The 23730-nt window shown below is 73.6% G+C and carries 21 protein-coding genes; 12 read left to right on the top strand and 9 right to left on the bottom strand.

Features of this window, described 5'->3' with window-relative positions; translation table 11 throughout:
• Positions 1–106: 106 nt before the first annotated feature.
• Together ACIO9K_RS07640 and ACIO9K_RS07635 are read right to left on the bottom strand one after the other, a co-directional pair.
• Complete coding sequence (locus ACIO9K_RS07640) at positions 107–1174, bottom strand: hypothetical protein (protein ID WP_400327752.1); 1068 nt, start codon at positions 1172–1174, stop codon at positions 107–109.
• A gap of 229 nt (positions 1175–1403) precedes the next feature.
• Positions 1404–1964: a hypothetical protein gene (locus ACIO9K_RS07635; RefSeq protein ID WP_363622031.1), complete on the bottom strand. Its 561-nt coding sequence runs from the start codon at positions 1962–1964 to the stop codon at positions 1404–1406.
• Between the two features lie 294 nt (positions 1965–2258).
• On the opposite strand from ACIO9K_RS07635, the gene ACIO9K_RS07630 reads away from it, so the two are divergent.
• The gene (locus tag ACIO9K_RS07630) at positions 2259–3188 is read left to right on the top strand and encodes a hypothetical protein (protein ID WP_400327750.1); all 930 of its coding nucleotides are present in this window, start codon (positions 2259–2261) and stop codon (positions 3186–3188) included.
• 171 nt (positions 3189–3359) lie between these two features.
• Here ACIO9K_RS07630 and ACIO9K_RS07625 read toward each other — a convergent pair whose 3' ends face one another.
• Both ACIO9K_RS07625 and ACIO9K_RS07620 read right to left on the bottom strand, forming a co-directional pair.
• Positions 3360–4109, bottom strand: coding sequence for a hypothetical protein (locus tag ACIO9K_RS07625; RefSeq protein WP_400327748.1), 750 nt, complete (start codon positions 4107–4109; stop codon positions 3360–3362).
• A gap of 51 nt (positions 4110–4160) precedes the next feature.
• Positions 4161–5471: an MFS transporter gene (locus ACIO9K_RS07620; protein ID WP_400327746.1), complete on the bottom strand. Its 1311-nt coding sequence runs from the start codon at positions 5469–5471 to the stop codon at positions 4161–4163.
• A 698-nt stretch (positions 5472–6169) separates the two neighbouring features.
• Between ACIO9K_RS07620 and ACIO9K_RS07615 the strand changes: the two genes are divergently transcribed.
• Positions 6170–7159 carry a hypothetical protein gene (locus tag ACIO9K_RS07615; RefSeq protein WP_400327744.1) on the top strand — a complete coding sequence of 330 codons (990 nt, stop codon included), beginning with the start codon at positions 6170–6172 and terminating at the stop codon, positions 7157–7159.
• Between the two features lie 38 nt (positions 7160–7197).
• On the opposite strand, the gene ACIO9K_RS07610 is transcribed toward ACIO9K_RS07615, so the two are convergent.
• Positions 7198–8550: a tol-pal system YbgF family protein gene (locus ACIO9K_RS07610; protein ID WP_400327742.1), complete on the bottom strand. Its 1353-nt coding sequence runs from the start codon at positions 8548–8550 to the stop codon at positions 7198–7200.
• Between the two features lie 336 nt (positions 8551–8886).
• On the opposite strand from ACIO9K_RS07610, the gene ACIO9K_RS07605 reads away from it, so the two are divergent.
• From ACIO9K_RS07605 to ACIO9K_RS07560, 10 genes are all read left to right on the top strand, one after another.
• Positions 8887–9966, top strand: a complete 1080-nt coding sequence (locus ACIO9K_RS07605; RefSeq protein ID WP_400327740.1) for an ACP S-malonyltransferase — start codon at positions 8887–8889, stop codon at positions 9964–9966.
• A complete protein-coding gene (locus ACIO9K_RS07600; RefSeq protein ID WP_400327738.1) occupies positions 9963–11900 on the top strand; it encodes a hypothetical protein in 1938 nt (645 codons plus the stop codon). The genes ACIO9K_RS07605 and ACIO9K_RS07600 overlap by 4 nt, the downstream gene beginning before the upstream one ends.
• A 17-nt stretch (positions 11901–11917) precedes the next feature.
• Positions 11918–13030 carry a 3-oxoacyl-ACP synthase III family protein gene (locus tag ACIO9K_RS07595; protein WP_400327736.1) on the top strand — a complete coding sequence of 371 codons (1113 nt, stop codon included), beginning with the start codon at positions 11918–11920 and terminating at the stop codon, positions 13028–13030.
• Between the two features lie 29 nt (positions 13031–13059).
• Complete coding sequence (locus ACIO9K_RS07590) at positions 13060–13899, top strand: SDR family NAD(P)-dependent oxidoreductase (protein ID WP_400327734.1); 840 nt, start codon at positions 13060–13062, stop codon at positions 13897–13899.
• Complete coding sequence (locus ACIO9K_RS07585; protein WP_400327732.1) at positions 13896–15026, top strand: beta-ketoacyl-ACP synthase 3; 1131 nt, start codon at positions 13896–13898, stop codon at positions 15024–15026. The genes ACIO9K_RS07590 and ACIO9K_RS07585 overlap by 4 nt, the downstream gene beginning before the upstream one ends.
• Complete coding sequence (locus ACIO9K_RS07580; protein WP_363622012.1) at positions 15023–15388, top strand: phosphopantetheine-binding protein; 366 nt, start codon at positions 15023–15025, stop codon at positions 15386–15388. The genes ACIO9K_RS07585 and ACIO9K_RS07580 overlap by 4 nt, the downstream gene beginning before the upstream one ends.
• Positions 15385–16629, top strand: a complete 1245-nt coding sequence (locus ACIO9K_RS07575; protein ID WP_400327730.1) for a beta-ketoacyl-[acyl-carrier-protein] synthase family protein — start codon at positions 15385–15387, stop codon at positions 16627–16629. Before ACIO9K_RS07580 ends, ACIO9K_RS07575 begins: the two co-directional genes overlap by 4 nt.
• Positions 16630–16709: 80 nt before the next feature.
• Positions 16710–17063 (top strand): antibiotic biosynthesis monooxygenase family protein, encoded by a 354-nt coding sequence (locus ACIO9K_RS07570; protein ID WP_400327728.1) that lies wholly within the window; start codon positions 16710–16712, stop codon positions 17061–17063.
• 127 nt (positions 17064–17190) lie between these two features.
• Positions 17191–18009, top strand: a complete 819-nt coding sequence (locus tag ACIO9K_RS07565; RefSeq protein WP_363622004.1) for a maleylpyruvate isomerase family mycothiol-dependent enzyme — start codon at positions 17191–17193, stop codon at positions 18007–18009.
• A gap of 366 nt (positions 18010–18375) precedes the next feature.
• Positions 18376–19839, top strand: coding sequence for a DUF4157 domain-containing protein (locus tag ACIO9K_RS07560; protein ID WP_400327726.1), 1464 nt, complete (start codon positions 18376–18378; stop codon positions 19837–19839).
• Positions 19840–20112: 273 nt separating this feature from the next.
• Here ACIO9K_RS07560 and ACIO9K_RS07555 read toward each other — a convergent pair whose 3' ends face one another.
• The 4 genes from ACIO9K_RS07555 to ACIO9K_RS07540 all read right to left on the bottom strand — a co-directional run bounded on the left by ACIO9K_RS07555 (position 20113) and on the right by ACIO9K_RS07540 (position 23558).
• On the bottom strand, positions 20113–21282 hold the full coding sequence (locus ACIO9K_RS07555; protein ID WP_363622000.1) for a pyridoxal-phosphate dependent enzyme: 1170 nt from the start codon (positions 21280–21282) through the stop codon (positions 20113–20115).
• Between the two features lie 530 nt (positions 21283–21812).
• Entirely contained in the window at positions 21813–22349 is a 537-nt protein-coding gene (locus ACIO9K_RS07550) for a hypothetical protein (RefSeq protein ID WP_400327724.1), read from the bottom strand.
• On the bottom strand, positions 22324–22896 hold the full coding sequence (locus ACIO9K_RS07545) for an SMI1/KNR4 family protein (RefSeq protein WP_400327722.1): 573 nt from the start codon (positions 22894–22896) through the stop codon (positions 22324–22326). The genes ACIO9K_RS07550 and ACIO9K_RS07545 overlap by 26 nt, the downstream gene beginning before the upstream one ends.
• Entirely contained in the window at positions 22890–23558 is a 669-nt protein-coding gene (locus ACIO9K_RS07540; RefSeq protein ID WP_400327720.1) for a DUF1963 domain-containing protein, read from the bottom strand. The genes ACIO9K_RS07545 and ACIO9K_RS07540 overlap by 7 nt, the downstream gene beginning before the upstream one ends.
• Between the last annotated feature and the right edge of the window lie 172 nt (positions 23559–23730).

Genomic DNA, 23730 nt, shown 5'->3' with positions numbered 1-23730 from the left:
GGCGGGCCTGGCGCTCGGAGGCGTGCGGAGCGGGCTCGGAGCACTGGTGTCCTGCGCCGGAGATCCGGCGCAGGACACCAGGAGCAGTACCGGTGATCCGACCGGGCTACACGGGGGTGTTGATGACGGAGACCATGCCGAAGTGGTGGTGGGCGATGGAGAGGTCGCCCTGGGTGTCGCCGCCGGTGGGGGTGATCATGGCGGAGGAGACGGCGTACTTCCTCGGGCCGCCGCTCTGCATCAGGTAGGGGATGCCGATGGTGGCGGGGGTCTGCGGTCCGAGGGCGCCGAGCCCCGGGGGGACGGAGAGCCGGTAGACGGAGGGGATGGCGGGGTCGTTGTTCTCGTAGAGCGCGGTGAGGCCGGGTGGGCGGCCGCTGGTGGGGATCTGGGTGTAGAAGGGGGTGGAGAAGGTGAAGTTCGCGGGGCTCTGGGTGCCGTCGAACAGGGTGCCGGCGCCGTTGTAGAAGTGGAACGGGATCTCGGCCGACGCGCCTCCGGCGATCAGGGGGAGCTGGGGGGAGGTGAAGTAGAGGTTGGCGTTGCCCGGGGGTGGGGCGCCCAGGCTGGAGCGGACGAAGCCGAATTCCCACACGTTGCGGGTCAGATCGCTGTCCATGTCGGTGGTGTTGTTCGCGTCGGTGGTGAAGATCGCCCGGCCGATCGGGGGGATGTTGGGGGCGGAGGGCAGCAGAGCGAAGGTGACGGGAACGGTCACGGCCGTGTTCGCCGGGAAGCCGTTGAACGAGACCTGGATGACGGAGGGCACGTCGGGCGCGTTGTTCTGGTACAGCCAGCGGGAGGTGCCGCCGCTGACGGACGGCAGCGTCGCGACGTTGGCGTAGAACGGGGTGATGACCTTCAGCGACACCGGTCCGGTGGCCGCGGTGCCGCTGAAGTTGCCGATCGTGACCTGCACGGTGGCCGTCCCGCCGCCCATGTAGGTGCCCGCGTCCGCCGAGCAGTACAGGTTCACGCTGTTGAGCGCGTCCGGCCGACGGGCGGCACCTGCGGGGGCCTCGGACCGGTCCTCGGCTGCGGCTGCTGCGGGCACGGCTGCGCCCAGGCCCACCACGGCGGCACCCAGCCCTGCGGCCCTGAGAAGGCTTCGGCGTGCCACCGGTGCTGCCCCCGGCCCGCCGGACTCGTCCTCTTCGCGGATTCCATCGACCATGTCTGCGCCTCCATCGGCACGTAGCGGTGAAGCGGGCTTCCAGCCCAGCGGTTCGCACTCTGACATGTGGTCATGTCGCAGCGCGATCAACGCGCTTGACGGCATCCGGTCCGCCACCGTGCCGGAGTCGACGCGGCAACGGTGCACGCCTTCCAAGCAGTGGCCACAGGAATGGCGCGCCCCCGGGCGTCGGATGTTGCCCGGGGGCGCGGGAGCGCGTGCTGTGCGCTCAGAGCGAGGCGAGGCTGAAGTCCACCTCGTGTTTCCCGGTCAGGGCGGTCACCCCGGTGTCGCAGGAGCCGGTGATGCCGGACAGGTCGAAGCTGCCCTGGTAGCTGTTGAGGGGCAGGAGGGTGCTGGTCACGTCCGTGATGCCGGTCTCGTCGTTGGTCACCTCGCTGCCACCCGAGTTGCCCTTCTCCCCGCCCTGGAAGGAGACGGTGGTGCGGCCGAGGTCCCTGTTGTCGACGTCGTACCAGGTGAAGGTCGCCGTTCCGGAGAAGGGATGGTAGGACACGCAGGAGAACGTCCCGGTGCCGACCGAGGAGATCGTGCCGTGGTCGACGTTCGAGTTGGTTCCGGCGGCGCTGTAACAGTCGTCGAGGCTGCCTTCGACCGTGTACGAGTTCGATGCCGCCGCGTCGGTCACCGGGTTCTTGAACGTCAGCGTCACCGGCCCTGAGCAGGTCAGGTCCTTCAGTACCTCCGTCGCGTGCGCGGACCCGGCCGCCCCCGGGATCGCTACGGCCAGCAACCCGCCCGCGGTCGCCGCCACCATCAGACGCCTCATCGTGTGCTCTTCTTCCTGTTCGTCGGTGTCGTGCCTTGGCGCCAAGAATCCCCGGTACTCGATCAACCGGTACATGCGCGCTGCCGGCGCACTCCGTGTCTCATCCGGACAGGCGTACCCAGCCGACCGGGAAGCCTTGCTGCCGTTCGGCTGTTCGTCTACGTGCGCGAGCCCGGGGCGCCGCGGAGCGGGCGGGCCCGGTGGCCGTTGCCGGCGCCCCGCTGAGGGCGGGCCGGGTCACCCGATCCCCCCTCCGGCGTCGCGGGAGAACCGGGGCCGCAGCACTGTTTGAGCATGAGCGACGACCATGGTGTGACGGCCGGAGCCCGTGTGAGGCCTGCCCGCCCCCGGAGGGTGCGCGCCGCCCTCGGTTCCGGATGCCTCGCGGGGGCGCTGGTCCTGCCGGCCGGCGTCACCGCGCCCGCCCGGGACGCGACCACCCGGACCTTCACCAGCGATGCCACCTTCACCGTCCCGGACGGTGTCACCGGCATCACCGTCACCCTCGTCGCGGCGGGTTCCGGGGGAGGCGGCGGGGGCGGGGGAGGAGGCACCGGCCTCTTCAAGAGCGGCGGCGGGGGCGGGGCGGGAGGCGGCGGCGGGGGAGGCGCCCGGGTCACCTGCACCCTGGCCGTCACCCCCGGCGACGTGCTGACCCTCACCGTCGGCACCGGCGGAGCCGGTGGAGCGGGAGGCGCCAGCGGTGAGGAGGCCGACCCGGGTGCCGACGGCGGTGCCGGGGGCGCCGGGGGCCGGTCCACTCTCACCGGCGGCGCAGCCGTCCTGGCAGCCGTGGACGGCGGGTCACGGCCCGGGGGCGGGGGCGCGGGCAGCGTGCTCGGAGGCGCCCGGGGCGAGGGAGGCCACGGCGGAGGGAGCGTCCCCGCCTCCGCCTCCGCCTCCGCCTGCAAGGGCGGAGGGCCCGGCGGCACAGGCGGATCCGACGGTGACCTCGGCGCCGGTGGTGAGGAAGGCGTCGACGTGACACCGGCCACCGTCGGCGAGACCGTCCCCGGCAGCACGGGTGGCGTGGGCGGCGAAGGCGGTGCAGCGGGGGCCCCTGTGCCGGCCGCCTGCCCCGTGGGCACCGGCGACGGCGGGGACGGCGGGGACGGCGGCGACGGCCAGGACTACGTCGGCAACTTCGACGACCCCCAGACCCCCGGCGAGGACGGCACCGAGGGCACCGCGGGCGGCAGCGGCTGCATCACCCTCACCTTCTAGAACAGCGGGCCGGGCCCCGACGCCGGCTTGATCGGCGTCGGGGCCCGGCACTTCGTCAGGCCGCCGCGTCCAGGAGACTCGTCCGGTCCGGCCCGAGCCTGCCGGGCACCGCCCGCTCCGCAGCGAGGGGCGGGGCTTGCGGGAGCGCGGCGGTGGGGCGCCCGTTCGGGATCAGGCGTCCTGCGCGGGGACGAAGGGGACGGGCATGGGCCTGGCCGTGGGGGTGACCGTAGGCGTGGGGGTGGCGGTGGGAGTGGGGGTGACCGTGGGGGTGGCGGTGGGCGTGGGGGTGGAGGTCGGGCTGGATGTGGAGGTCGGTGTCGGTGTGGGGGACTGCGTGCCGGTGGGCAGCGTGATGGTGACCGTCCCGTCCAGCGTCATCGACTTCAGGCCGGTCGGGGTGCTGCAGGCCGTGAGGTCGATGTCGGACTTGACCGGGTCGAGGACCACCGTCCAGGTGGCGCCCTTGTAGCGGCCCGCGGTGATGCCGCCGCTGAGGGGGTTGCTCGACTTGAGCAGGTCCTGGATCGGCTGCATGTCCCAGGTGAAGTCGGTGGTGCCCGGGTCCTCCGTGGTGGGCTGGCCGTTCGCGGTCTCCCAGGTGACGCGCTGCAGGGTGCCGGGCGCGTTCTGGTAGTTGCCGGCCGCGCAGGTCACGCCGTTGCCGAGGCCGGTCCCCACGTAGTCGGCCTGGGTGATGGGGGCGTCACCGGTGCAGTTGAGCAGTTTGGGGTCGCCGAGGGTGGCCGTGATGTTGTCCTGGGGGACGAGCGTGAGGCCGGAGCTGAAGGTCATCGTGAAGCTGTCCTCACAGGTGATGACCTGGGGCACTCCGGCGGCGGAGGTGTCGTACACGAGCAGTCCGCCGACCAGGGTGCCTGCTGTGAGGGCGGCGGCCGCGATACCGATGGGGTGTTTCATGGGGTCGTGCCTTTCTCGGGGTGGGGGAACCCGGTGGTGCTGCGGGCCGGCTCACCCGGGGAGTCCGGGGGCCGGTGCTGGGGGACGGCTCGACGGGGTGGGGAGCCCGGAGCCCGACGGCCCGGCCGCTGCGGGGGAGCCGTCGTCCTCGCCGTGGCGCGCGAGGGTGAGGAGCGCCGTACCGCTGGCCACCAGGACGGCGAGGACGTAGAGCGGGGTCACGGCCGGGGACTTGAACCAGTCGGCGGCCTCGGCGGTCAGGTAGGTGGCGAGGGTGCCGCCGAGGAGTCCGCCCAGTTGGTAGCCGACGGCGGCTCCGCTGAGGCGCACGCGGCTCGGGAAGAGCTCGGAGACCAGGGCCGCCTGGGGGGCGTACATCGCGGCGAATCCCACCAGCGACAGCAGGTAGGCGAGCACCAGGACCGGGGGAGAGCCGAAGCGCAGCAGGGGCGCGAACGCGGCGGCCCAGAGCGCCATGGTGATGGTCCCGGCCAGGCAGACCCGTCGTCTCCCGTAGCGGTCGGACAGCGCGCCGAAGAACGGGATCAGGGCGATCAGCGCGAGCGGGGCGAGGAGCGAGAGCGCGATCAGGGCGTTGAGCGACAGGCCGGCGACGCGCAGCAGGGTCAGGACGTAGTTGAACGAGAAGCCGAAGAGCACGACGTCGGCTCCGGCGGTGATCGCCGTGGTGACGAGCAGCTGCCTGCGGTGCCGGGCGATCAGTTCGACGACCGGCCGTCTGCTGCGGGCCCCGGTGAGGGCGAGCGTCCGGAAGGCGGGGGTCTCCTCGATCCGGGCCCGGGCCCACAGCCCCACCACCACCAGCACGGCGGAGAGCAGGAAGGGCAGTCGCCAGCCCCAGGTCATGAACTGTGCGGGTGTCAGCGCGCCGGAGACCGCCGTCATGGCCCCGAACGCCAGCAGGTTGCCCGCCGGTGCGCCGATCTGGGCCCAGCTCGACACCAGCCCCCGGCGCCCCGGTTCGGCGCACTCGTGCGCGACGACGGTGGCGGCTCCCCACGCACCGCCCAGGCCGAGCCCCTGGAGCAGGCGCAGCGTGACCAGCAGGAGCGGGGAGGCGAAGCCGATCTGGCCGTAGCCGGGCAGCAGCCCGACCAGGCCGGTGGAGGCCCCGGTCAGCAGCAGCGCGCCGACCAGGGCGGGGCGCCTGCCGTGGCGGTCGCCGAGGTGCCCGAAGAGGGCCCCGCCGACCGGCCGTGCCACCAGCGCGGCCCCGTAGAGGCCGATGCCGGTGAGGGTCGCCGCGAAGGGCGAGAGGTAGGGGAAGAACTGGTGCTTGAAGACCAGCACGGAAGCGTTGACGTAGAGGAAGAAGTCGTACCAGACGAGCGTGGTACCCATGAGGCTGACGATGACCGAGCGGCGGACATCGCGTGTCGCGAAGCGCACATCGAACTCCATTGCGTGTGACTGTCGTCACTTCTAGCAATATTCCAGCGCCGGTGGCATCGCGCCACGCAGGCCGCCGTCGGCTGGACTATTCGCGTGCGCACCGTACCTGTGCCCCGAACTCCGGAGACCCGCCCGGGCGCCCGGCGCGACCGGTCGGCCCTTCGTTCAACTCGTCTCCACCGCAAGGGCATTCGCGGCCCACTTGGTCGACTCGGCCTCTTGTCCGAATGCGGCGTTCAGGTTAATCCTGTCGCTGGTGAACCATTGTGGTGTGGATTGGATTCCGGCCGTCCGACCGTCCGGACAATGCGACTTCCATTCGTAGACGGTGAACCATCGGGTCGGATTCATGGAGAATCCGACTTTCACATCCGGCCCGTCGCCCGCTCCAGCCCCCGCCGCCCCCGCCGGAGCGCTGCCGGCCGCGCCCGCCGGACACCCGCCGGCGACACCTCTGTCCACGGCGCTGTCCGCAGCTCGCCGACGCGGCTCCACCGGGCACACTCGGAAGATCACCAACGGCGTCCGCGACCTTCGCCGGAGCCGAACGACGTGGCCATCCACCCTGGGGAGGAGCCGGCATGAACCGGTCCCGGTTGACGGAGCAGTCCGACGTGGCATCGGGCCCTGACGGTCCGATCACCGTCTTGTCCGGCTACGTCCATCCGACGCGCGGACCGGTGACCTGCCCGGCGGCCCCGCTCGTGGCCGGGTGGCTCCACGAGCGCGGGTTCGCCGCCCGGATCGGTGCCGGCGGGATCCTGCCGGCGGGCCGGGGTGGGCGGCTGTTCGCCACGACCTACATCGACCTGGACGGGGCCGTGGTGGGGATCGCCGTGATCGCTCCGGCCCGCCAGGAGGCGGTGGCGGCGGAGGCCGTCCGCGTCTGGTCGGCCACGGTGCGGACCAGGCGGCTGATCGTCTGCGCGTCGGCGCCCGCGTGCGGGCCGACCCCGGTCGTCCCGTCCCAGCCCCTGGACCGGCTTCCCCCGTCCGCAGGGGGCGCCGGGCAGGCCGAGTGCCCGCGGGCGGCCGCGACGTGGGCCGCCGTCCGGCAGTACGAGGTTCGCGGGGACACGGTCCTCGTGCTCGGCGGCGGTTTCGCCCTGGCTGACCCCGCCGCGCAGCAGGCGGGGCGGGTCCGGGTGCCCGACGTGGCCGGGGCGCAGGCCCTGCGGTCCGTCGATCCCGAGCGGCTGTCCTTCGTCCAGCACCCGTGCTCACCGGTCGAGGAGGTCGCGGAGATCCTCGGGGTGCTGCGCGCGCGGTTCCCGCTGCTTCGAGGCCAGCACCCCGATCAGTGGTGCTACCGCTCCTCCGACCGGCGGCGCGCCGTCCGTGCGGTGGCGGAGTCCAGCGACCTGGTGCTGGTCTCCGCCGGCAGCACCCTGGCGGCGACGATCCGCTCCGGCGCGTTCGTGGCGTTCAACGGTCTGAACGCCCTGCGGCCGGAGGAGATCGCGGCGGCGGCGACCGTCGGTGTGATCGCCCCGCTGCTGGCTGCCGAGGGCGCTGTGGACGCGACGGATGCCGTGGTCGGGGCGATCGGCGGCCTGGGGCCGGTGAGTGTGGCCTACCACCGTACGGTCACGGAGGTCGCGACCGACGTCCTCGCGCGGACTCCGCGCCGGCCCTGACGGGGAGGAGGCCCGGCCGCTGCCGCGTGCGCGAATCGTCAGGCACGCCCCAGGGCGGTGGCCCGTTGGATGAGGTGGTCCGCGGCCGGCCGCCGGCGGTGGGGGAGCAGGAGCCCGGGCATCCGCGCCCTGGCCAGGTGGGCTCGGCGGGAGGCCAGCAGCGGGTAGACGTCGAGGAACTCGTGCCAGGTGGCGCAGGCGGCTTCGATGTGTCCGGCCGCCAGCTGGCGCTCGGCCAGTCGGCTGAGGACGACGGCACGGGAGCGGGACTCGCCCCGGGGCCTGCGGGCGGCGGACACCTCCAGGAGCTTGATCGCCCCGGCGGGGTCGCCGAGTTCGACTCCGACGAGGGCCCGCTGGTGGTCCCACGAGGCGCGGTGGTAGTCGCCGATCGGCGGTGGCGGGCCCGTGGCGTTCGTGAGGAGGTCGCGGGCGTCGCCGATGTGGCGCAGCGCGGCCGTCCGATCGCCGAGGGCGGCTTCGGACAGGGCGAGCTGCCCCAGGACGGAGGCGCGCAGCCGCGGCGCCGAGGAGCTGATGCGGCAGTCGGCGGCGGCCTGCGCCAGGCGCAGGCTCTGGCGCCGGTGGCCGAGTTCGTAGGCCTGGGTGGCCATGGCGCGCAGGGTCATCGCCTGGGCGGCCGTGTCGCCGGCGTGCCGGGCCAGGTCGAGGGCGAGGCGGTAGTACTGGCCGGCGAGGCCGTTGAGGTCGTCGTCGATGTGCATGAAGGCGCACAGGTAGCACAGTCGGGCGGTGGCTCCGAGGATGCCGAAGTGCCGGACGGGCGGGGCGGGTGCGGCGAGCATGGGCGCCGCCGTGGTCGCGAGGAACGCGGCGAGTGCGGTGCGGGCCTGGCCTCCGCCGTGGACGCGGTCGATCGCGGAGAAGACGGGCAGCAGCAGGGCGAGTGCGTCCGGCTGGGGCGGGGGCCCCTTCGCGCCCGCGGGTACCGGCGCGCCGGTCGGGGCTTCGGTCCGGCCTCCGGTCAGGGCTTCGGCCAGGCCGGTCGGGCTTGCGGGCGGTGCGGGCGGCGGCTGGTAGGAGAGGAGGTTCCCGTGGCGATCGGGTGCGACGGCCGCCGCCGCGAGCCGCGCGAGCACCGCCGGGGAATCCGGCGCCGGGGTGTCCGGCGGCGGGTCGCCGAATCCGGCGTCGGCCAGGGTGACGGGCCGTCGGAGCCGACGGCCCAGCGCCGCGCAGACGAGGTGGGGGGCGGGCTTGCGGGGAACGGCCCCGGTGAGCCACTGGTGCACCGAGGCGCGACCGTAGGCCCGGGCCCATCCGGATTCGGCGCCGATCTGATTGACGGCCCGGGCCAGTTGTTCTCCGGTCCATCGGGCTTCTTCGAGGAGTTCGCGAAGGCGGGCGTTCGGCACACGGCGGACGGCCATGTCTCTCCCGGCGGGTCGTCGACGCCGCGCTCACGGTGGCCCGGTCCGGCCTCCGCGGTACGCGGTCGCGCTGCGCACATCCCGCCATGCTATCCGCTCGCAGCGCCGCCGGGATGCCCGAATGGGATTCTCAACTCGATGTGATTCCTGGGAAGTTGACGCCCGGAAAAGTTTGACGGGCCGGCCGTCGAAAAGGGCCCGCGAGGGCGGCCGCAGCCTCCACCATCGGTGGCGTCGGGGCGTTTCCTTCGAACGTGCCCCAGGGTGGAGGCGGAATCCGTGATGTCCGGCCCGCAGCGTCCGCAGAGTCCCACGGCCACCGGAAAGTTCGTTCACATGTTCCCCGGGCAGGGGGATTTCAGCCTGACCCCGCTGTTGCGGACGCTTCCCCGCGTCGGGTCGCTGGCACGCGCGGTCGCCGAGGTCTTCGAGGAGGCCGACGTGGTCGCCGCCGAGTTCGGGGTGGCGCCGATCGGCCCCCGGCTGGCAGGCGGCTCCCACCTGACCGGCGGCTCCCGTTCGGGTGGCGGCTCCCACCTGGCAGGCGACTCCCCGCTCAGTGCCGGCGCGCTGGCCGCCGAGCCGGCCGGGACCGTACAACTCGCGCTGTTCGGTGTGTCGTTGGCGGTGCACCGCGCACTCGAAGCCGACGGCTGCCGGGCGCACCGTCTCCTGGCGGTCAGCTTCGGCGAGATCCCCGCGCTGACCGCGGCCGGATGCTGCTCGGTCGCCGACGGGGCCCGTCTGGCCTGCCGGCTCGGGCAGTTGCTGACCGGCCACGGCGGCGGCATGACACTGCTGGGCGCGGGCCCGGCCACAACCCGCCGGCTGCTCGCGGCCGCCGGGCCGGGCACGGGCGTGGTGGTGGCCTGCGTCAACCACGGCGGGGAGACGGTGGTCTCCGGCCCGCTCGACGGGCTCGCCGTCGTCGAACGGTCGGCGACGGCGCACGGCGTGGGGGCGCAGCGGCTGCGGCTCCCGTTCATGAGCCACCACCCGGCGCTCGTCCACGAGGCCGGTGCGTTCGCGCACTTCGCCCGGCGGCTGCGCCTGTCCCCGCCGCGCCGACCGGTGTACTCGGCGGTGGCGGGCCGGTTCTACCGCGCGGACAGCGATCTGCCGAGCGCGCTGTCCGCGTGCCTGGTCAGGCCTTTCGACCTGCCTGCGGTGTTCGGCGCGTCGATGGCGGACGCCTCGCTGGTCGTCGAGGCGGGCACCGGCAGCACCCTGGCGAACAGCGTGCGCAGGATCGACCCGCGGCAGGACGCGCTCGCGCCGGTCGCCGACGGCCAGTGGCCGACCGGCCCCCAGGCGCCGCTGCCGCCCCCGTGCTCCTGCCCGCCTCCCGCCGCGCCGGGGGAGGGCACGTCGCACCACCACCACCCGACCACGACGGCCGCACGGGGGGACTCTTGAACACCGAACGGAGGCCCGGCGAGGAGGCCGGCGCGATCGACGTCCTGACCCGCCTCTCGGCGCTGCTCCCTCCCCGGCGGGCCTCGGAGTTCGGACAGCTCCTGGCGGACCACCGGGCCGAACACGGGGCGGCGGCCCTGCGCACGGACGTCAGCGCGCACCGGCGGCTGGCCCGCCTGGCGGCCTCGCTGCCGCCGGCGGTCGAGGTGGTCGCCGACGCGGAACTGCTGGCCGCGCTCAGCGAGGCGACGGCGCTGGCGGATCCATCGCTCTACCAGACCTTTCTCTCCCACTACACCCTGTGCGTCGGCTCGCTGGTCCTCCTGGGCGGCAAGGCCGCGGACCCGGACGGCGCCCTCGCGCACGCACGCACCAAGGGATCCTTCCTGGTCACCGAGATCGGCGACGCCGGCAGCCACCTCGGGATCCGCACCGAGGCCCGGTTCGACCCGGCCCGCCGCGCGTTCACGCTGCACACCCCGGACCACCGGGCCGCGAAGTTCTCCTCCGTCGCGGCGTTCGGCCTGCCCCAGCAGGCGGTGGTCTGCGCACGGCTGTTGACCGGCGCCCGGGACGGGGGAGTGTTCTCCTTCCTCGTCGACATCACGGGGGCCGACGGCCGCCCGGCACCGGGCGTGTCCGTCTCCGGCCCGCTCCCGGTGGGCGCGCTCCCGCTGCCCTACGGCCTCGTCCGGTTCCACGGCGCCCGGATCCCGTACGACCGCTGGCTGGCGGACGGGGCCGGGATCGACGCCACGGGCGTGCTGCACGACCCGCAGCCGAGCGCCGACGCCCGCCTCCAGCGGACCCTGAGCTGCGGCCAGGGGCTGTGGGCCACCCTGCCGTCCGCGATGGCGGGCCTGGCGGGCCGCAGCGCGGCGATGGCCTGGCGGTTCAGCGCGGGCCGCCGCTCGCACGGCCGGCTGGCGCCCGGTCGCCCGGTCCTGGAGTACCGCACCCAGCAGCACGCCGTCGTCGGAGCGCTGGCCGCCGCCTTCTCCCTGCGCTGCACGGCCCGGGCGGCCCTGTCCACGTGGGCGGGGCTGCGCGCCGCGAAGCCCTCCGACGGGCCGGGCACGGCGATGACCTTCTCCCCCTGGGCCGCGGTCGACCGCTCGCTCGCCCTCCACAAGGCGCACAGCACCCGGGCCGTGGCGGAGCTCGTCGACTCCCTCCAGCACCGCTGCGGGGTGTCGGGCCTCTTCGACCACAACCGGCTGCCGGGCTACCTCGGCTTCGCCCGCGCCTTCGACAACGCCGGCGGCGACAACACCCTCATCCTGCTCGACGCCGGCCGCGCCCTCGCCGAGGAGCGGGTACGCCCCGATCGGCGGAGGGCCGGTCCGGGCCGGTTCCCGGCCGACCCGGGCCCGTCTTCGGCCGACCCGACCGACGCGGCGTGGTGGCCCGCGGTCGTCACCGCGCTGCAGGACCGGCTCGCCGACGACCTCGCCGCCGCGGCGTCGGCCCGTACCGAGGCGCTCCACGGCTCGCTCCAGCGAGACCTGGAGCTGTGGAACCCGCTGCTGGAGGACGCCCTGGAGCTGGGGGACGTCCAGGCCCGCCGGCTCGCGGCCGAGGCCGCGGTGGAGGGGACCGCCGCGCACGGGTGGCCCGTTCCGCAGGCGGCCGACCTCGCCGCGCTCGACGGCCTGCGCCAGGCCCGGCGCCTGGCCGGCCCCCTGCTGGCGACCGGCGTGCTCACCCCCTCGGCCGTACGCGCCCTGCCCGCCGCCATGGACGCCCTGTGCGACCGGTTGCGTCAGGCCCTGCCGGACATCGTGGCCGCCCTCGACCCCGGGGCGGGCCTCGCCCGCACCGCCCTCGACGAGCCCGACTACGCCGCCGCGCTCCTGGCCGCCCACGGCGCCCCTGCCGGCGCCCCCGCCAGTTCCTCCACCGGCTCCTCCGACCGCACCGGGAGCACGTCGTGAACCGAAGGAAGCCCCCCATGACCGGCGTTCTGGGCATGGGCACGTACCTGCCCGCCGAGGTCCGGGGCAACCACGAGGTCGGCCCGCCCGCCGGTGTCTCGGCCACCTGGATCACCGAGCGCACCGGCGTGGTCGAACGGCATCGGGCCGCACCCGACGAGGCCGCCTCGGACCTGGCAGCCGCCGCCGTACTGGCCGCCTGCGAGGCTGCCGGCATCCCGCCGGACCGGCTCGACCTCGTCGTCGCGGCGACCTCCACGCCCGACGAACTCGGGCCGGCCACCGCCTGCCGCGTCCAGGCCCTCACCGGCGCCGGCAACGCCGTCGCACTCGACGTCAGCGCGGCCTGCTCCGGCTGGCTGTTCGCGGCCAAGGTCGCGCACGCCTGGCTGGCCACGACCCCCGGCGCCCGGTACGCGGCGGTCGTCGGCGTCGAGGCCTACTCGAAGTTCGTCGACCCCGCCCACCGCGGCACCGCCGTCCTCTTCGCCGACGGCGCCGCCGCGGCCGTCCTGGGCCCCGTCCACGACGACGCCGGCTTCCAGGGCTTCCGCCTCGGCTCGGACGGTCGCGGCGCGCACCACGTGCTGATCCCCGCCGGCGGCAGCCGGATACCCGCCGGTCCCGGGAGCCTGAACGCCGGGCTGCACCACATCCACATGGACGGCCGGGTCGTGCGCGACTTCATCGCCGAGATCTTCCCCCGCCTCGTCGACCAGGCCCTCACCGACCACGGCCTCGCCCTCAAGGACATCGACGCCTTCATCACCCACCAGCCCAACCCGCTGCTCCTGCGCGCCGTCGCGGACCGGATCGGCATCCCGGCCGAACGCCTGCACATCACCGGAGACCTGACGGGCAACATCGGCGCGGCCTCCGCCCCCTTCGCGCTGGCCGACGCCGCCGCCCGCGGCCTGCTGGCCGACCGGGCCCGCGTGCTCGTCTGCGTCTTCGGCGCCGGCCTGACCTGGGGCAGCGCCCTGCTCACCTGGACGGGCGCCCGCGCCCTGCGCGCGCCCGTCCGGTCCAGCAGCGACCTGGACAGCACCGCCCGGGATGGGGCTGCCCAGGACAGCACCGCCCGGGACACTCCCGTCCGGGACACCCCCGCCCGGAACGCCACCGACTGACGCCCCGCCGGAACCGGAGGAACACCCCCATGACCATCCTCAACCGCTTCCGCCTCGACGGCCGCCGCGCCCTGGTGACCGGCTCCTCGCGCGGCATCGGCCAGGCCGTCGCCGTCGCGCTCGCCCAGGCCGGGGCCCGGCTCGCCCTCTCCGCCCGCACCGGGCCCGCGCTGAAGCACACCGCCGACCAGGTGGCCCGCTACGGGGGCACCCCCGTCCTGGTGCCCGGCGACCTCGCCGACACCGGGCAGGCCGCCATCGTCGACCAGGCCGCCCAGGCGCTGGGTGGCCTCGACATCGTCGTCCACAACGCCGGCATCCTGCCCACCAACCCCGACGGCAGCACACTCCTCGCACCGCTGCAGCACCTCCCGCAGCACGTCTGGGACGAGGTGGTCGCGGTCAACCTCAACGCCACCGCCGCGATCTGCCGGCACGCCCACCCGTACCTGGCGCAGTCGGACGGCGCCAGCCTGGTGCTGATGTCCTCGGTCGCGGGTCTGGTCGGCACGCCCATGATGGAGGTCTACGCCGCGACCAAGGCCGCCCAGGTCTCCCTCGCCCGCAGCCTCGCGGTCGGCTGGGCCCGCAGCGGGATCCGGGTCAACGCGCTGTGCCCCGGCTGGGTGCGCACCGACATGACGGCCGCCGTCCACACCAACGCCGCGCTCACCGACTGGCTGCTGGCCCACGTGCCGATGGGGCGCTGGGCCGAACTGGAGGAGGTCGCCGCGGCGGCGCTGTTCCTGGCCTCGCCCGCCTCCGGCTTCCTCACCGGGCAGGCGATCGCCCTGGACGGCGGCCTCTCGGTCCCCGACGGCGGCCTTGCGGGCACCCCCAAGCCGCCCTCCCCGTTCGCCGCGGCATGACCTCCCCACCCCCCGTCCCCGCCCCCACCCTCGCCTCCGCCCCCGGTCGCCGTGCCACGGCGGTGATCGCCGGCCTCGGTTCCAGCCTCCCGCCCCGGGAGGTGACCAACACCCAGGTCATCGCCCGGGGCGGCCTGGACACCACCGACGAGTGGATCACCGGCCGGACCGGCATCCACCGCCGGCGGCTGGCCGGACCCGGCGTCAGCACCGGGGACCTGGCCACGGCCGCCGCGCGCGCCGCGATCGACTCCACCGGCTCCCCGGGCCTGCGCCCGGACCTGCTCCTGCTGGCCACCACCACGCCGGACCGCCCCTGCCCGGCCACCGCACCGGAGGTCGCCCACCGCCTCGGCCTCGGACCGGTCCCCGCGTTCGACCTCGCGGCCGTCTGCTCGGGCTTCCTCTACGGCCTGGCCACGGCCTCCGCCCTGCTCCGCAGCGGCGCCTGCCGCACCCCCCTGGTGGTCGCGGCCGAGAAGTACTCGGCCATCGTCGACCCCTTCGACCGCGACACCGCACCGCTCTTCGGCGACGCCGCCGCCGCAGTGGTGCTCCGCCCCGGGGACACCACCGAACCCGGTGCCCTGCTGGAGACCGACTGGGGCAGCGACGGCGGCGAGAGCGACCTGATCACCGTGGCCGCAGGCGGCTCCCGACTCCCCGCCACCGAAGCCCCCGGGCGCGATGACCGCTACTTCCGGATGCGCGGGCGCCAGGTCTACGCCCACGCCGTACGCCGGATGGCCGCCTCCGCCGGGGCCGCCCTGGTCGCGACCGGCTGGCAGGCCCGCGAAGTCCAGGCCTTCATCGGGCACCAGGCCAACCAGCGGATCCTGGACGCCGTCGCCGACCGCCTCGGCATCCCGCCACGGCACCGCTTCGGCAACATCCGCGACGTCGGCAACACGGCGGGCGCCTCCGTACCGCTCGCCCTCGCCGACGCCGCCGCCCGAGGGGCCTGCCGCCCGGGCGCCCCGACCCTGCTCACCGCCTTCGGCGGCGGTCTCACCTGGGCCTCCGCCACCCTGCTGTGGCCGGAGGCACCCGTACGGACGGCCGCCCCGGAACCCCGGCCCCCGCGCCACGGCCACGACCACGACCACGAGGAGGTCAGCCCACCGTGAACCCCGTCCGCGAGCACCTGGTCACCCTGCTCACCGAGAAGTTCGACACCCCCTCCGACACGATCGGCGACGACGCCGCCCTCGACGACCTCGACCTCGACTCCCTCGCCCGGATCGAACTCGTCGTCACCCTCCAGGACCACTGGGGCGTCGCCCTGGACGACGACCTCGATTCCGCCGCCGACGTGACGGTGGGCCAACTCGTCGGCCGCATCCACGCCCTGCTCGCGCAGCCCGGCCGGCCCGTCGAGCCCGTCGCGTCCGTCGCGTCCGTCGAGCCCGACCCGTCCGTCGAGCCCGTCGCGTCCGTCGAGCCCGACCCGTTTGTCGACCCCGAGCAGCCGCCCGGCCCAGCCGCATGACCGCGTCCCGCCCACCGCTCGCCGTCACCGGGATCGGCCTGGCCACCCCGGCAGGTCACGGGGCGGAGCCGACCTGGCGAGGCGTCCTCGACGCCCGCAGCACGGCAGCACCCGACCCGGCGCTCGCCGGGCTCCCGGTCGTCCTCTCCTGCCGGGTCCCCGGCGACTCCGCCGCGCTGGTCGGCGGCCGCCAGCCCTGGCGGCTGGACCGCGCCACCCGCTTCGCCATCGCCGCCGCGCGGGAGGCCGTCGCCGACGCGGGCCTCGAACCCGCGCGCTGGGACGGCGCCCGGGTCGCCCTGGTCCTCGGCTCCGCCGCCGGAGGAGTCGGCAGCTACGAACACGCGGCGGAACGACTCCGCACCCTGGGCCCCTCCGCCGTGTCCGCACTGGCGCTCCCCGCCTTCCTGCCGAACATGGCAGCAGCTCAACTCGCCATCGAGCTCGGCACGACGGGCCCGGTGCTGCACACCGCCACCGCCTGCGCCTCCGGGGCCGCCGCCATCCACACCGCAGCCCTGCTGCTCCACGCCGGAGCCTGCGACATCGCCCTGGCCGGCGGCACCGACGCCATGATCACTCCGGTCTGCGTCGCCGGATTCGCCCGGATGAAGGCCCTCTCCCGCAACACCGACCCCGCCCGCGCCTCCCGCCCGTTCGACGCGGACCGCGACGGCTTCGTCATCGGCGAGGGAGCGGGCTTCCTCGTCCTGGAACGCCGGCCGGACGCGACGTCGCGGCAGGCCGCGCCCAGAGCCCTGCTGGTCGGCACCGGAACCGCCACCGACGCCTACCACCCCGTCGCACCGCACCCGGAAGCCCGCGGACTCGAAGCGGCCGCCCGGCTGGCCCTCGCCGAGGCCGGCGCCTGCCCCGACGACGTCGACCACGTCAACGCCCACGGCACGAGCACCCCGCTCAACGACTCCGCGGAGGCCCGCCTGATCGACCGGCTCTTCGCCCGGCGCCCCCCGTCCGTCACCTCCGCCAAGGGCACGCTCGGCCACACGATGGGCGCCGCCGGTGCCATCGAAGCCGCCCTGACGGTGCTCACCGTGCAGCACCAACTCGTCCCCGCCACCGCGGGGTTCGCCGTCCCCGACCGGGACACCGGCGCGATCGACCTGGTCCACGGCGGCCCCCGCCGCCAGCGCCTCCACCTCGCACTGAGCACCTCGGCCGGATTCGGCGGCCACAACACCGCCCTCGCCTTCGCCCCCGCCGCCACCCCCGGGAGCTGACACCGGGACGAGGACGTGATGCGCGTCGCCGTTCAGGAAAGAGCTGGATCGTTCGGCGCATCCCGCCTTACGGTGGCGCCATGAGTGATCACCCCGAAGCACCTGTCGTGCCCGTCGAGGCCTATGAACCCCCCTACTACCTGGCCGTCTTCACGACGGTGCGAACCCAGGAGCAGAGCGGTTACAGCGAGACCAACGCACGCATGGAAGACCTGGTGAAGGACGTCCCCGGGTACCTGGGGATGGACCACGCCCAGACCCCTGGCGGCCTGGGCATCACCGTCGGGTACTTCCGCGACGCCGACGCCCTCACGGAGTGGCGGAGCAACGTCGAGCACCGCGCGGCGCAGAAGCGCGGGCAAGCCGAGTGGTACCAGAACTACACGCTGCACGTGGCGAAAGTGGAGCGCAGCCACGGCTTCAGCCGCGTGTAGGGGTCTGCGGGCCCGATAGTGGGCTGACCGGCTCTCGTCGTCCGGGCCGGCCGCGATGGTCAGGGGCCGGCCCGGACCGTGTCGCGGGTCTGGACAGTGGTGCGGGGGTCGGCCAGTCTTCACCAGCATGACCCTCCCGCTCCCCGAGCACGTCCCCGGTGCCGCGCGCACCGCGCTCTTCGAAGCCGTCACCGCCGTCGGCGACGAGGCCGTCGCCCTGCTCGCCGGCGGTCGCGGTGACACCCCGATACCCGGCGCCGAGTGGACGGTCGGCGAGGCCGCCGCCCACCTGGCGATGGCCAACGAGCTGATGGCCGATTTGGCCGCCGGCGAGGAACGGCCGTACGGGGACGGCACTCCGGGTGCGCTGGCTGCCGCGAACGCGGCCTCGCTGGCCAGGCGGCCGGAGCGGGACCTGACCGTGCTCGGCGGGGAGATCGCCCGGCAGGCACGGGAGTTCACGGCGGCGGCCGGCGCGCGTGCCGGCACCGAGCCGGTGCTGACCCCGCTCGGCCCGATGGACCTGGACACCCTCGGCGCCTACCTGCTGACCCACATGCTGGGCCACCTCTACGACATCGCCCTCGCTCTCGGGCGGCCGCACCCGATCGACCGGCACCGCGTGGGGCTGACGATGCCCTTCCTGCGGACGGCGATGCCCCGGGTGCTGGACGCGCGCGCCGCGGCGGGCCACAGTGCCTGCTACCGGCTGCGGGTGCGCGGCCTGGACGGGTTCGCGGTGACCTTCACGGACGGTGTCGCCGTGGTGAGCCAGGAGCCGCCGCGCCGCCCGGACTGCACGATCCTCACCGGGCCGGTGGCGTTCTTCCTCATCGCGCTGGGCCGCTACACCGCCACCGGCGCCCTCGCCCGGGGCAAGGTGCTCGCCTGGGGCCGCAGGCCGTGGCTGGCCCCGGGCTTCCCCCGGCTGTTCGCGGCCCCCTGAACACGGCTCCCTGAGCGTGGCCCCCTGAACACGGCCGCCGGCCGGGCGCGGGACGCCCGTGTCACACCGACGCATCGTGACCTGGCCGTCGTGCCCGCCGAGCCGGCGAAGACGGAGGGAGCGCTCCTGCCGGACCAGACCGTGCTCGTCGTCGAAGTGACATCACCGTCGAACGGTGAAACCGACAGGACCGCCAAGCGCCGGCGCTGCTCGCAGGTCGGCGCTCCCACGCACGGGTGCGCGCCCCGGCCCTCTCCCGTGCCCTTTGGAGCACAGAACGGTGCCCGATCGTCCGTTGTGCTGCGCGACGACAGTCCGGCCGGATATGTCAGAGGGAACACCTGTCGCGCCTCTGGAGGGGTTCCCATGCACGCGAAAGACCCCGGCAAGCCGTCGGAGCCGCAGCGGCGCCGCGACCTGCCGCGCAAGGCCGCTCCGGCGGCCGACGGGCTGGGGCTGAGCCTCGGGGGCGGGTCTGCGCAGACGGCCCTCGCCTTGCAGCGCGGCATCGGCAACGCCGCGGTCTCGCGCGTGATCGAGCGGTCCAGGCACCAGCACGGTGCGGGGTGTGGTCACCCGCAGGCCGCCGTCGGGGCGGGCGCACCAGTACAGCGGTCCACCGTCCACGACGTCCTGAGCACGGGCGGCAGGCCGCTGGACGACGCCACCCGCACCGAGATGGAAGCCCGGATCGGCGCCGACTTCTCCGACGTCCGCATCCACACCGGCCAGGCCGCCCGAGCCTCTGCCGCTGAGGTCGGCGCCCGCGCCTACACCTCGGGCAACCACGTGGTCATCGGCGACGGCGGCATGGACCGGCACACCCTCGCCCACGAGCTGACGCACGTCGTGCAACAGCGCCAAGGCCCCGTCGCGGGCACCGACAACGGCGACGGCCTGAAGGTCTCCTCCCCGTCCGACCGCTTCGAGCGGGAGGCCGAAGCCAACGCGACCCGGGTGCTGAGCGGCGCTGTCCCCGCCCAGCGGAGGACGGGGGACGCACCAGCCGCCCGCCCCGGTGCGCCGGTCGTGCAGCGCGCCATCACCTACGCCAAGGCCGACTGGTCACGGCGGCACCTCTCGCCGGACCGTTTCGCGGAACTGTTCCACCAGGCGTCCGGCGAGCAGGAAGGCGACGGATTCAGCGTCCCCTACAAGGAGTTGTTCAAGGCCCTGGAGGAGTCCGCCATCACCATCGAGATCGACGAGCAGACGGATATCAAGAGTGCGCGCGCGTTGTTCGCGCTCAGCAACGAGGGAGAGGGCGGCGCGCTGAGGATCACCCGGCCCGAGGACGACGCCTCACCGCTCGAACTGCGGGAATTCGCCGCGACCGTGACCCACGAGATGCAGCACGCGCTCGACTCGGTCACCGGCCGTTTCAAGTCCCAGGAGAAGCCGCAGACGATGGCGCAGCGGAAGATCTCCACCGAGTTGCGCGCGTTCGGCGAAGAGGCGGCCGCGGCGCTCAAACTCGCCATGGGCGACGGCTACAGCAAGAGCCAGGGGAAGCTCTCCGCGATCCTGAAGACGATCCCCGGGGACCGGCTCACGCCCGAGCGCAGTCGACTCGCCGGCGAGTTCCACATGATGGACAGCTACCGTGCCGCCAACCGGGATCCCCTCGACGCCTTCGGGGCGGGGATCCCGATCCCCGACAGCGTGCTCCTGGAACGTGTGGCGGGCTACCTGTCCTTCTACAAGCTGGTCGTCGACACCCCGACCAGCGCGGAAGCACTCCAGTGGCTGCGCGCCACCCCGGCGGTGGTGGAGAAGGGGCTGGTGGAGGGGATCGTCCTGTTCCACAACCACCGCCCGCAGCCGGAGTGAGGCTGCGGGCGGTCGGGAGGGTGACAAGTGCGACACCACGTCCATCCGTTGCGGGCGGAAGCCCGGATCTGCGCGTTCACCGCGCAGTCGGCGTCGAATCCGGTGCCGTCCGCGGCTTCAGGGCTTGGGGGGAAGGCAGAGGGGACCGGGCAGGTCTGAACCCGGCTGACGCTGATGGCAGAAGACCTTCCGGGACGCCGTCCCGGAAGGCGGCCTGAGTCACAGATCCACCCGGCTGAAGCCGGAATCCCCCGGCTTCGGTCGGGGGAGCAGTCACATGTTCCACACGGCGGTCGTGGGGCGAGGCGTGGGGGGAACGGAGGTGGGCGGGGCCCAGACGCCGTTCTCGAAGAAGTCCTTGATGGTGGTGTACCAGGGCTTGTAGACGATCTTCTGATCCGCCAGCCAGGCGTCGTTGTAGTACTCGTTCGTGTAGCGGTCGCCCGGATCGCACATCACGGTGGCGACGCTTCCGAGTTGGGGGCCGTCGTTCATGCCGAGCAGGATCTGGATCGCGCTGAACACGCCGGTTCCGGTCGAGGGCCCGGCGTGGATGCCCCACTCCGTCCGGTCGGAGAGGTAGCGCATGGTGGCGACCGACGCCGCGTCGGCGACGCGGATCATGCGGTTGACCGTGGTCGGCACGAACGAGGCCTCGACCCTGGGCCGGCCGATGCCCTCGATGTGCGAGCCCTGGTCGGTCACCGTGGGGTCCTTCCAGTACCAGCCGTCGAAGTACGCGGAGTGCTCCGGGTCGGGCACGCACACCCGGAGCTTCTTGGCGGTGTACCGGGCGTACCGGGCCACCGAGGTCGTCGTGCCGCCGGTGCCCGCGCCCATGGTGAACCAGTCCAGGTTCGGTAGGCCCTTCAGCAGTTCCGCCGCGAGACTGTGTTCGCCACGCCAGTCGTAGGACCGCTCCGCGTACGTGAACTGGTCCATGAAGTGGCCGTCATAGCGCTTCGCCACCCGGTGGGCGTACTCGACGATGTCACCCGACACCGGGACCACGGTGCCGCCGTACTCCTCGATCTTCTTCTGCTTCTCCGGGGCCGTGGTCTTCGGCACGACCGCGTAGAAGTCGATGCCGAGCTTTTGGCAGTACCACGCCTCGGAGATGGCCGTCGAGCCGCTGGACGCCTCCACCACGGGGCGGCCTTCCGCCAGCCAGCCGCTGGCCAGGGCGTGGGTGAGCAACGCCGCCGCGAGCCGGTGCTTGTGGCTACCGGACGGCTGGTCGGCCTCTCGCTTGATGTGCAGCTTCAACCCGTTGAGCTGTGGGGGCAGCGGAATCTCCTTCACCGCCGTCTCCTTGGGAGCGAGTTCGCCGCGAATGCGCTGGATGCAGGCGTTCACCCACTCCCGGTCGTCCGGGTAGACGTCCGACTCGTCGTCCCCCTCCACCGCCAGGACCTTCTCGTCCACGCGTTCCATCACACTCATCAGCAGTCTCCGTCCAGTTCATCGAGCTCCACCCGCCCATGCTGGGGCGGCATCCGCCCCAGCATGGGAGGCGCGACGGCCCCTGGTGGGAACGTGGTGCTTTCGACACGCACTATTCGTCGAGACAGCGCAACGCGCCCGGTCCGCCCGAAGCCCTCGGGCCTCGGTTGTTGCCTCGTGCTCCGCCAGGATCGCGGCGAGGTCGGCACCTCCCGTCCACAACCGCAGCTCCCCGTGGGCCTTTTGGTGGTTCGAGGCCGGGTGCACGGCAGTGCGGACTGGGCGGGCCAATAGGCCCTTGATGCCGTGAACCGTCTTGTCGCCGGCGCGTGTTGGGGGAAGGTCGAGCACTGGTCGAACTGCCTCAGGCCCTGCGAGATGGACGTCCGGACCGATTGAGCAGCCCGAACGGTGGGCAATGTGCGCTCAGCCAGCTCAGCCAGCTCAGCCAGCTCAGCCAGCTCAGCCAGCTGGACCGGCGTGTGGCGGAGGCGACAAGTAGCCGAGGAGTGACCGAGACCAGCGGGAGGTCAGGGGCCGGTGACCCGCAGGCCGACGCGCGTCGGCTCGGGCTGGAGGACGATTCCGGTCGCAGTTGCGACCCGGGCGGCGAGGTCGGCGAGCGCCTGGTCGAACCCGGCAGCCGTGGTTGCCCCATGAGCGGTGACGGTGAGAGTCCGGCGTTCCGAGCAGCGCACGCCGTCGGCGACGGCCCGGCCGGGTCGGCAGCCGACATGCTCCAGGAGCCACCCGGCGCTGGCGCGGAGGTCGCCGTCGCTGTCCTGACGGACCGGGCAGCCGCGGTCGGACCAGTGTGTGACCTGGGCGGTGGTGCGGTCCTGGTCCGTGCTGGCCAGAACCGCGTCGGGGGCGGGGGTGCTCGGGACGACGTACGGGGCACCGAATGGTTCGGGATAGACGGCGTAGGCGCCACGGGCCATGGTGAGACCCGGCTGGTCGCCCTCGTCCTGGTCCGCAGGGCGCTGCTCAGGTAGTTCGTCGAGACTCCGCAGCGGCCCGGCCAGGCCGTTGAGCGCGGGCTCACCCGCGGACCTCGTAGCGTGCACCCGGCCGAGGCCAGCTGGAGTCCATGAAGTCGGGGCGGTCGATCCGGTGGAAGCAGCGGACCAGGAACTCGGTGAACGTTCCGGCGGTCTCGAACCACTCGCCCTCATCACTGCTGATGATGATCCGCCACTCAGTGGGATCGTCCTCGACCGCGCGGAAGAAGTACCGGCTGCCGTGCTCGTCGCTTCCCCATAGCAGTAGCACGCCTGATCGGGCATCGGACTCGTCCACCTCCCAGTAGCCCTCGGCGATCTCGCCGTACCAGGCTGGACGCTCGGGTGGAGGTCCCCAGTGGCGCTCCAACTCGGCCGGTATGGTGTCCATCGGCCGGTCGATTGTCAGGTAGCCGTCCACCGAGCCGGAGCCGTACAGGTCGAGGAACGCCTTGAAGTCGGCCGGCAGCCGGAAACCGAGGTATCGCTCGCTGGCATCCCAGATCGCGGGTCTGGCCCAGCCCCAGCACGAGGGTTCCCCGAGCAGCGTGCGTAGCTGCTCCAGCGCGGTTCGGCTCTCCGGGCGGGGGCGGAGGGTTGCTGCTGTCAGCATTGCCACAGGAACACGGCTTGTGCGCAGGGCTCGCACGCGAAGGCGTAGGCCTCGCCGCGACCGCCGAAGTTCATCGCTGTGGCGTGGTCCCGTCCTTCCTCGAGCTGGACAACGAGCTTCATCTGCCGTGCGCAGGTGGGGCAGGCAGGGGTCTCGTCGTTCTGCAGCCAGGCGGGCTGCCCACCGAGTTGGCCGAGGACGTCCAGAGGAGTCCGGTCCGGCCGGCTCGCCCACTCGTTGCAGGCCTGGCCGTAGTCCGCTGTCGTGGACGGAGTCTCGTACGTGACGGCGCTCACCGAGCCGAGGGGGACCGGCTCCTGGTCGTCGTCCTCGTCCAGCGTGTGCACCGGGATCGGCTGGAGTGCGGCTGCGGGGAAGATCAGCGCCCGGTTGCCGCCCGCCTGCGGATCCCACTCCTCGCACATGCCCGGATCGTTCTGGCACATGAACAGGGCGAGCGTGCCCCGTCCCTCGGCGGTGCCCTGGCCCGCGTGGCGGCCAAGGTCGTCCAGGAGTACCTGGGCCAGGAACTGCATCGGTCCGTCGCAGGTGGCGCACTGCGGCCAGGTAGTCCCGGCCGGGGCCAGCGGCACGCCGCCGGTACGGGTGGTCGGCGCGTCGGGCTCGGTGGTGCCCGCGTACGTCATCAGGGTCGTTGTCACAGATGGCGACTGTACGACAGGCCGCTGACACCATCTCGGCGTCCCGTCATGACAGCGGGAGATGCTGCACGCCGGGGTCAGCGCCACCGGGACCAGCCGGATCGCGGCGACGGCACCCGGACCACCGTCGACGACCAAGGGCAGCTGACGCCCTGGGCTCGGCTGATCGCCT

The sequence above is a fragment of the Kitasatospora sp. NPDC087271 genome (assembly GCF_044744605.1).
In the GTDB taxonomy this organism is placed as follows: Bacteria; Actinomycetota; Actinomycetes; order Streptomycetales; family Streptomycetaceae; genus Kitasatospora.
Note: the sequence above shows the minus strand (reverse complement) of the source record. Positions and strands in the feature narration are given on the sequence as shown.

Bases quoted from the DNA above. Each gene is read 5' to 3' on its own strand.
- ACIO9K_RS07575 (WP_400327730.1), top strand. From the start codon at position 15,385: ATGACCGCGTCCCGCCCACCGCTCGCCGTCACCGGGATCGGCCTGGCC.
- ACIO9K_RS07545 (WP_400327722.1), bottom strand. From the start codon at position 22,896: ATGCTGACAGCAGCAACCCTCCGCCCCCGCCCGGAGAGCCGAACCGCG.
- ACIO9K_RS07590 (WP_400327734.1), top strand. From the start codon at position 13,060: ATGACCATCCTCAACCGCTTCCGCCTCGACGGCCGCCGCGCCCTGGTG.
- ACIO9K_RS07595 (WP_400327736.1), top strand. From the start codon at position 11,918: ATGACCGGCGTTCTGGGCATGGGCACGTACCTGCCCGCCGAGGTCCGG.
- ACIO9K_RS07585 (WP_400327732.1), top strand. From the start codon at position 13,896: ATGACCTCCCCACCCCCCGTCCCCGCCCCCACCCTCGCCTCCGCCCCC.
- ACIO9K_RS07635 (WP_363622031.1), bottom strand. From the start codon at position 1,964: ATGAGGCGTCTGATGGTGGCGGCGACCGCGGGCGGGTTGCTGGCCGTA.
- ACIO9K_RS07620 (WP_400327746.1), bottom strand. From the start codon at position 5,471: ATGGGTACCACGCTCGTCTGGTACGACTTCTTCCTCTACGTCAACGCT.
- ACIO9K_RS07630 (WP_400327750.1), top strand. From the start codon at position 2,259: ATGAGCGACGACCATGGTGTGACGGCCGGAGCCCGTGTGAGGCCTGCC.
- ACIO9K_RS07625 (WP_400327748.1), bottom strand. From the start codon at position 4,109: ATGAAACACCCCATCGGTATCGCGGCCGCCGCCCTCACAGCAGGCACC.
- ACIO9K_RS07570 (WP_400327728.1), top strand. From the start codon at position 16,710: ATGAGTGATCACCCCGAAGCACCTGTCGTGCCCGTCGAGGCCTATGAA.
- ACIO9K_RS07565 (WP_363622004.1), top strand. From the start codon at position 17,191: ATGACCCTCCCGCTCCCCGAGCACGTCCCCGGTGCCGCGCGCACCGCG.
- ACIO9K_RS07560 (WP_400327726.1), top strand. From the start codon at position 18,376: ATGCACGCGAAAGACCCCGGCAAGCCGTCGGAGCCGCAGCGGCGCCGC.
- ACIO9K_RS07610 (WP_400327742.1), bottom strand. From the start codon at position 8,550: ATGGCCGTCCGCCGTGTGCCGAACGCCCGCCTTCGCGAACTCCTCGAA.
- ACIO9K_RS07640 (WP_400327752.1), bottom strand. From the start codon at position 1,174: ATGGTCGATGGAATCCGCGAAGAGGACGAGTCCGGCGGGCCGGGGGCA.
- ACIO9K_RS07555 (WP_363622000.1), bottom strand. From the start codon at position 21,282: ATGAGTGTGATGGAACGCGTGGACGAGAAGGTCCTGGCGGTGGAGGGG.
- ACIO9K_RS07605 (WP_400327740.1), top strand. From the start codon at position 8,887: ATGTTCCCCGGGCAGGGGGATTTCAGCCTGACCCCGCTGTTGCGGACG.